The organism is Devosia sp. (assembly GCF_036676215.1).
Taxonomy (GTDB): Bacteria; Pseudomonadota; Alphaproteobacteria; order Rhizobiales; family Devosiaceae; genus Devosia.
Map to the genome: position 1 here is coordinate 1 of NZ_JAKFDJ010000088.1, position 6,410 is coordinate 6,410.

Annotated in this window: 5 protein-coding genes and 1 pseudogene; all 6 read left to right on the top strand. The window is 64.7% G+C overall.

Going from position 1 to position 6,410, the window contains the following annotated elements:
• Positions 1-102 precede the first annotated feature (102 nt).
• Positions 103-1,068 carry an ABC transporter permease gene (locus V6M52_RS09170; protein ID WP_332688524.1) on the top strand — a complete coding sequence of 322 codons (966 nt, stop codon included), beginning with the start codon at positions 103-105 and terminating at the stop codon, positions 1,066-1,068.
• 24 nt (positions 1,069-1,092) lie between these two features.
• Positions 1,093-1,503: a cytidine deaminase gene (locus V6M52_RS09175; protein ID WP_332688522.1), complete on the top strand. Its 411-nt coding sequence runs from the start codon at positions 1,093-1,095 to the stop codon at positions 1,501-1,503.
• 172 nt (positions 1,504-1,675) lie between these two features.
• The gene (locus V6M52_RS09180) at positions 1,676-2,470 is read left to right on the top strand and encodes a purine-nucleoside phosphorylase (RefSeq protein WP_332700798.1); all 795 of its coding nucleotides are present in this window, start codon (positions 1,676-1,678) and stop codon (positions 2,468-2,470) included.
• A complete protein-coding gene (gene deoC / locus V6M52_RS09185) occupies positions 2,467-3,456 on the top strand; it encodes a deoxyribose-phosphate aldolase (RefSeq protein WP_332700799.1) in 990 nt (329 codons plus the stop codon). The genes V6M52_RS09180 and deoC overlap by 4 nt, the downstream gene beginning before the upstream one ends.
• Positions 3,457-3,705: 249 nt before the next feature.
• A complete protein-coding gene (locus tag V6M52_RS09190; protein WP_332700800.1) occupies positions 3,706-6,072 on the top strand; it encodes an aldehyde dehydrogenase family protein in 2,367 nt (788 codons plus the stop codon).
• A gap of 144 nt (positions 6,073-6,216) precedes the next feature.
• Positions 6,217-6,410: pseudogene (locus V6M52_RS09195) on the top strand (thymidine phosphorylase); the annotation flags it as partial.

Below are 6,410 nucleotides of genomic sequence, written 5' to 3' on the forward strand. Positions count from 1 at the left end.
GGCATGTTCCGTCCCGGATTGCAGCGCGCCTTCATGCTGTTTTCTCCGGCCCAGAAGGCCGAGGCGGACGCGCGCAACACCGTCAAGTCGGAGAGCTGAGCCATGGATCTCGCGCTCATTCTCTCGACGCTCGACGCCACGCTTCGGCTTTCGACGCCCTTGTTGCTGGCCTGCCTGGCCGGTCTCTATTCCGAGCGGGCTGGCGTCTTCGACATCGGCCTTGAGGGCAAGATGCTGGCCGCCGCTTTCGGCGCCGCAGCCGTGGCCGCGGTGACCGGCAATGTCTGGCTTGGTCTATTGGCCGGCGTCGCGGTGTCCATCACCACGGCCGCGGTGCAGGGCGCCGCGGCCATTACCCTCAAGGGCAACCAGCTCATCGCCGGCGTCGCCATCAACATGCTGGCCGCGGGGCTCACCACCTTTCTGGGCATCCAGTGGTTTGCCCAGGGTGGCCGCACTCCCCAACTGGCCCCCGGTGGCCGCTTCCAGAACCTGACGCTGCCCTTTGCCAATGAATTGTCGGGCATTCCGGTCCTCGGCCCCATCTACGCCGACCTCATTTCCGGGCATAACCTGCTCGTCTATGTGGCGTTCCTCGCCGTGCCGGTCACCTGGTTCGTGCTCTATCGCACCCGCTTCGGTCTGCGCCTGCGCGCCGTGGGCGAAAACCCCAAGGCCGTCGATACGGCGGGTATCTCGGTCACCCGGCTGCGCTATCAGGCCGTGCTGATCACCGGCCTCCTCTGCGGCCTGGCTGGCGCCTTCTTCTCCATCGCCCAGGGGTCCGGTTTCGGCAACAACATGACGGCCGGCAAGGGCTTCATCGCACTTGCCGCGCTGATCTTCGCCAAGTGGAAGCCGGTGCCGGCCATGCTGACCTGCCTGCTGTTCGGCTTTCTCGATGCGCTGCAAATCCGGCTGCAGAATACCGATATCCTCGGCGTGCAGATCCCGGTCCAGGCCATCCAGGCACTGCCCTATGTATTGACCGTGGTTCTGCTCGCCGGCTTCATCGGCAAGGCCGTAGGCCCCAAGGCCGGCGGCGTGCCCTATACCAAGGAGCGCTAGCGGCGACGCTGGCGCAAGGATCGTATGACCAAGACACCGACCGACCAGGCCTTGTTCAAGGCCGCCGAAGCCATTCGTGCCAGGGCCTACGCCCCGTATTCCCGCTTCCATGTGGGCGCCGCGATCCTGGCCGACGACGGCAAGATCTATTCGGGCTGCAATGTCGAGAACGCCGCCTATCCGGTGGGCAATTGCGCCGAGGCCTCGGCTATCGCTGCGATGATTGCCGGTGGCGGCAAGCGCATCACGCGCATCTATGTCACCGGCCCGGGCTCTGCCCCGGTCACCCCTTGTGGCGGGTGCAGGCAACGCATCCGCGAATTCGCCGATCTCAGCGTGCAGGTCATCTCCCACGGCGTCGATGGCGAACCGCTGGTGATGACGCTCGAACAATTGCTGCCGCATTCCTTCGGCCCGGAATATCTGCCGAAATGATCGTGGCTCCCGACCAACCCCTCACCCGTCTCGCGCTATACGCGATCCACCCTCTCCCTCAAGGGGAGAGGGTTGGCGCCGTGCTTGGTCAACCGCCGAGCTTCCCTTCTCCCCTTGAGGGAGAAGGTGCCCGAAGGGCGGATGAGGGGTCTCTTTTCCAGGATACGAAATCATGACCAAAGCCGCCAAGACCATCCAGAAGATCGCCGGCAAGGAACCCATCGCCGCCGCCCTCGTGCTCGGCTCGGGGCTCTCGGCCATCGGGGACCTGCTGGCCGACAAGGTCACCATTCCCTATTCCGAGCTGAAGGGCTTTCCGGGCGGCGGCGTCTCCGGCCATGGCCGGGACCTGCTGATCGGAACCATGGGCGGCAAGCGCATCGCCATCCTCACCGGCCGCGAACACTATTACGAACACGGCAATGCCGCCGCCATGCGCCCGGCGCTGGAAGCCATGGCCGAACTGGGCGCTTCGACGCTGCTGCTGACCAATTCGGCTGGCTCGCTCGACGAGCGCTTCCGCCCCGGCGACCTGATGCTGATTTCCGATCACATCAACTATGCCGGCATGAACCCGCTGATCGGCGAGCCCACCGACCGTCGTTTTGTCAACATGGTCAACTGCTATGCTCCCGACCTGCGCGCCAAGGCCATGGGCCTGGCCGAGCGCATGGACATCAAGCTCGGGGAGGGCATCTATCTCTGGTATTCGGGGCCCAGCTTCGAGACCATTGCCGAAATCCAGATGGCCATCCGTCTGGGTGCCAATGCCGTTGGCATGTCGACGGCACCAGAAGTCATCCTCGGGCGTTTCCTCGGGATGAAGGTCTGGGCCTGCTCGTCCATCACCAATATGGGCGCGGGCCTCTCGACCGAGAACATCAGCCATGAGCACACCAAAACCATGGCCGTGCAGGGCGCGGAGAAGCTGAAAAGGCTCATTCCCGCGCTGGTGGAGGAGCTATGAACCTACGTGTCGTAGACAACAAAGAGACCCACACGCCCCACAGGCGCAATCCCGGCTTCCCGCTCGATCTCGACTGGGTTGAACGCGTCCGCATGAACCGCTCGGCGCTGGAACGCCGCGCCGGCTCCATCGGCGCCCGCCGCACCGTCAAGAAGGACTATCAGCTCGCCTGGCTGCTCAAGGCCATCACGCTGATCGACCTGACCACACTCAATTCCGATGATACCGAAGGTCGCGTCGAGCGCCTCTGCGCCAAGGCGCGCCACCCGCTGCGCCAGGATATCCTGGACAAGCTCGATGTCGGCGGCTTGCGCATCCTGCCCGGCGCCGTCTGCGTCTACCACAGCTTCGTCAAGACCGCGGTCAACGCGCTCGAAGGCACCGGCATTCCCGTCGCCGCCGTTTCCACCGCCTTCCCGCATGGCCTGGCTCCCATCGAGACCAAGCTCAGGGAAATCGAGCTGTCGGTTGCCGACGGGGCCAAGGAAATCGACATTGTCATCGAGCGCGGCATGGTGCTGCGCGGCGAGTGGCAGGCGCTCTACGACCAGATCAAGGCCTTCCGCAAAGCCTGCGGCGACGCCCATATCAAGACCATCCTGGGCACCGGTGAACTGGCGACGCAGTCCAACATCGCCAAGGCGTCCCTCGTCTGCATGATGGCCGGCGCCGACTTCATCAAGACCTCGACCGGCAAGGAAAAGGTCAATGCCAACCTCGTCACCTCGTTGACCATGATCCGCATGATCCGCTGGTTCGCCGAAGAGACCGGCATCGAGATCGGCTACAAGCCCGCCGGCGGCATCGCCCACACCAAGGACGCGCTCAACTACATGGCGCTGATGAAGGAAGAACTGGGCGTAAAGTGGCTGCAGCCGCATCTGTTCCGGTTCGGGGCGAGTTCATTGCTGACCGATATCGAACGGCAGCTGGAGCATGGGCTGACCGGGCATTACTCGGCGGATTATCGCCAGCCGATGGTTTGAGTTTCCGAGGCGGGCTCCGAGCCCCCTCATCCGGCGCTGCGCGCCACCTTCTCCCACAAGGGGAGAGGGGAACCGACTGAAGACTCTCGGCTCCGTCCCCTTCTCCCCCTGTGGGAGAAGGTGCCCGAAGGGCGGATGAGGGGCTTCGAGCCGGCCCGTAGGGCAAATCGCTCCGGTGGAGCGATTTGAGGAGAGAAGGCCATGAGGCCTGGGGCCGAATGGCAGCGCTTCGCGGCGCAGGAGAACGACATGAACAAGATCGCGCAAATCTTCCAGACCCTCGACTACGGCCCGGCGCCCGAAGGCCCCGAGCAGGCCATCGCCTGGCTCGATAGCCATGGCCGCAAGTTCGGCCATTTCATCGGTGGCGAATGGACCAAGCCGGGCAAGACCTTCTCGTCCGACAACCCGGCCAATGGCGACAGCCTGGCTGACATCACCGACGGCACGGCCGAGGATGTGGACGCCGCGGTCAAGGCCGCCCGCGCCGCCTTCAAGAGCTGGAGTGCGCTCTCCGGCTACGAGCGCGGCAAATATCTCTATGCCATCGCCCGCGCCATCCAGAAGCACAGCCGCCTGTTTTCCGTGCTCGAAACCATGGACAATGGCAAGCCGATCCGCGAAAGCCGCGACGTCGATATCCCGCTCGTCGCCCGCCATTTCTACCACCACGCCGGCTGGGCCCAGCACCTCTCCCGTGAATTCCCCGATGCCGTGCCCTATGGCGTCTGCGGCCAGATCATTCCGTGGAACTTTCCGCTGCTGATGCTGGCCTGGAAGATCGCCCCGGCGCTGGCTGCCGGCAACACGGTCATCCTGAAACCCGCCGAATTCACCTCGCTCACGGCTTTGCTGTTTGCCGAAATCTGCGAGCGCGTCGGCCTGCCCAAGGGCGTGGTCAATATCGTCACCGGCGAGGGCGATACCGGCGCCGCCATCGTCAACCACCCCGATATCGACAAGATCGCCTTCACCGGTTCCACCGAGGTCGGCAAGATCATCCGCGCCGCGACCGCCGGCACCGGCAAGGGCCTGTCGCTCGAACTGGGCGGCAAGAGCCCCTATGTCGTCTTCGAAGACGCCGATATCGACAGCGCCATCGAGGGCCTGGTCGATGCCATCTGGTTCAACCAGGGCCAGGTCTGCTGCGCCGGCTCGCGCCTTTTGGTGCAGGAGAGTATCGAAGAGCGTTTCATCGCCAAGCTCAAGACGCGCATGGCGAGCCTGCGCGTTGGTGACCCGCTGGATAAATCCATCGACATCGGCGCCATGGTCGCTCCGATTCAGGTCGAGCGAGTGCGCGATCTGCTGAAGCGTGGTGCCGCTGAAGGCGCGGTGATCTATGAGCCGGACGGCATGGTCCCCGCCAAGGGTTGTTTTCTCAAGCCCGCGCTCGTCACCAATGTCTCGCCCGCCAATACGCTGGTGGCCGAGGAGATTTTCGGGCCGGTGCTGGTCGCCATGAGCTTCCGCACGCCGGAAGAAGCCGTGGCCCTGGCCAACAACACCAAATACGGCCTGGCGGCGACGGTCTGGAGCGAGAACATCAATCTCGCACTCGACATCGCGCCCAAGCTCAAGGCCGGCGTGGTCTGGATCAACGGCACCAACAATTTCGACGCGGCCGTGGGCTTCGGTGGTTACAAGGAAAGCGGTTTCGGCCGCGAAGGCGGCCGCGAGGGCATGGGCGCCTATCTCAAGCCCGCCTGGGAGAAGACGCTGAAAGCGGCTCCTGTCGCCAAGGCTGCGCCCGCCAAGGCTGACAATCCGCTCGATTCCGGACACCTCGACCAGACCGCCAAGATGTATATCGGCGGCAAGCAGGCCCGCCCCGACAGCGGCTATTCCCGCCCCGTGCATGATCCCGCCGGCCAGCTGATTGGCGAAGTCGGCGACGGCAACCGCAAGGATATCCGCAACGCTGTGGAAGCCGCCCGCGCCGCACTCGGCTGGTCGACCACCGCCGCCCATACGCGCGCCCAGATCCTCTACTTCCTCGCCGAAAACCTCGACTATCGTCGCGACGAATTCGCCGCCCGGATTCTGGCCCAGACCGGCGAGGACGGGGCAGGGGAGGTTGCGCTCGCCGTTGAGCGCCTCTTCGCCTTTGCCGGCTGGGCCGACAAATATGATGGGGCGGTGCACAATCCGCCATTGCGCGCCGTCGCCGCCGCCATGATCGAACCCCTTGGCGTCATGGGCATCGTCGCGCCGCCATCGCGGCCGCTGCTCGGCTCCATCGCCCTGATCGCCCCGGCTTTGGCCATGGGCAACACCGTGGTGCTGGTCCCCTCCAGCCAGTCGCCGCTGTCGATGACCGATCTCTATCAGGTCATGGAAACCTCTGACGTGCCCTCCGGCGTCATCAACATCGTCACCGGCGACAGCGTGTCCCTGGCCAAGACGCTGGCCGAGCACGATGGTGTCGATGGCCTCTGGTTCGCCGGCTCTGCCGAGGCCTCGACCATGGTCGAAAAGGCCTCGATCACCAATCTCAAGCAGACCTGGACCAGTCGGGGGCTCTATTACGATCTGGCCGACCGGCGCTTCGAGGGCGATTACTTCCTGGGCAAGGCCACGCAGGTCAAGAACGTCTGGATCCCCTACGGGGCGTAAGCGAAGGCCCCCTCACCCGGCGCTGCGCGCCGGCCTCTCCCCCAAAGGGAGAGGTGTGCACCGTGCCCTCTTCACCTCTCCCTTCGGGGGAGAGGTCGGCCCATCGGGCCGGGTGAGGGGGCCTTTCAACCAAAGACAGGCCCAATGGTCTTCCTCCCCCAAGAAGTCATCCTCAAGAAGCGCAACGGCGAGGCCCTGGCTGCCGAAGACATCGCCCAGTTCATCGCCGGCTTCGCCCAGGGCACAGTCTCCCATGCCCAGGCCGCCGCCTTTGCCATGGCGGTTTATTTCCAGGACATGACCATGCCCGAGCGCGTCGCGCTGACCGTGGCGATGCG

Coding starts and splice junctions, on each gene's coding strand:
- V6M52_RS09170 (WP_332688524.1), top strand. CDS start 103: ATGGATCTCGCGCTCATTCTCTCGACGCTCGACGCCACGCTTCGGCTT.
- deoC (WP_332700799.1), top strand. CDS start 2,467: ATGAACCTACGTGTCGTAGACAACAAAGAGACCCACACGCCCCACAGG.
- V6M52_RS09180 (WP_332700798.1), top strand. CDS start 1,676: ATGACCAAAGCCGCCAAGACCATCCAGAAGATCGCCGGCAAGGAACCC.
- V6M52_RS09190 (WP_332700800.1), top strand. CDS start 3,706: ATGAACAAGATCGCGCAAATCTTCCAGACCCTCGACTACGGCCCGGCG.
- V6M52_RS09175 (WP_332688522.1), top strand. CDS start 1,093: ATGACCAAGACACCGACCGACCAGGCCTTGTTCAAGGCCGCCGAAGCC.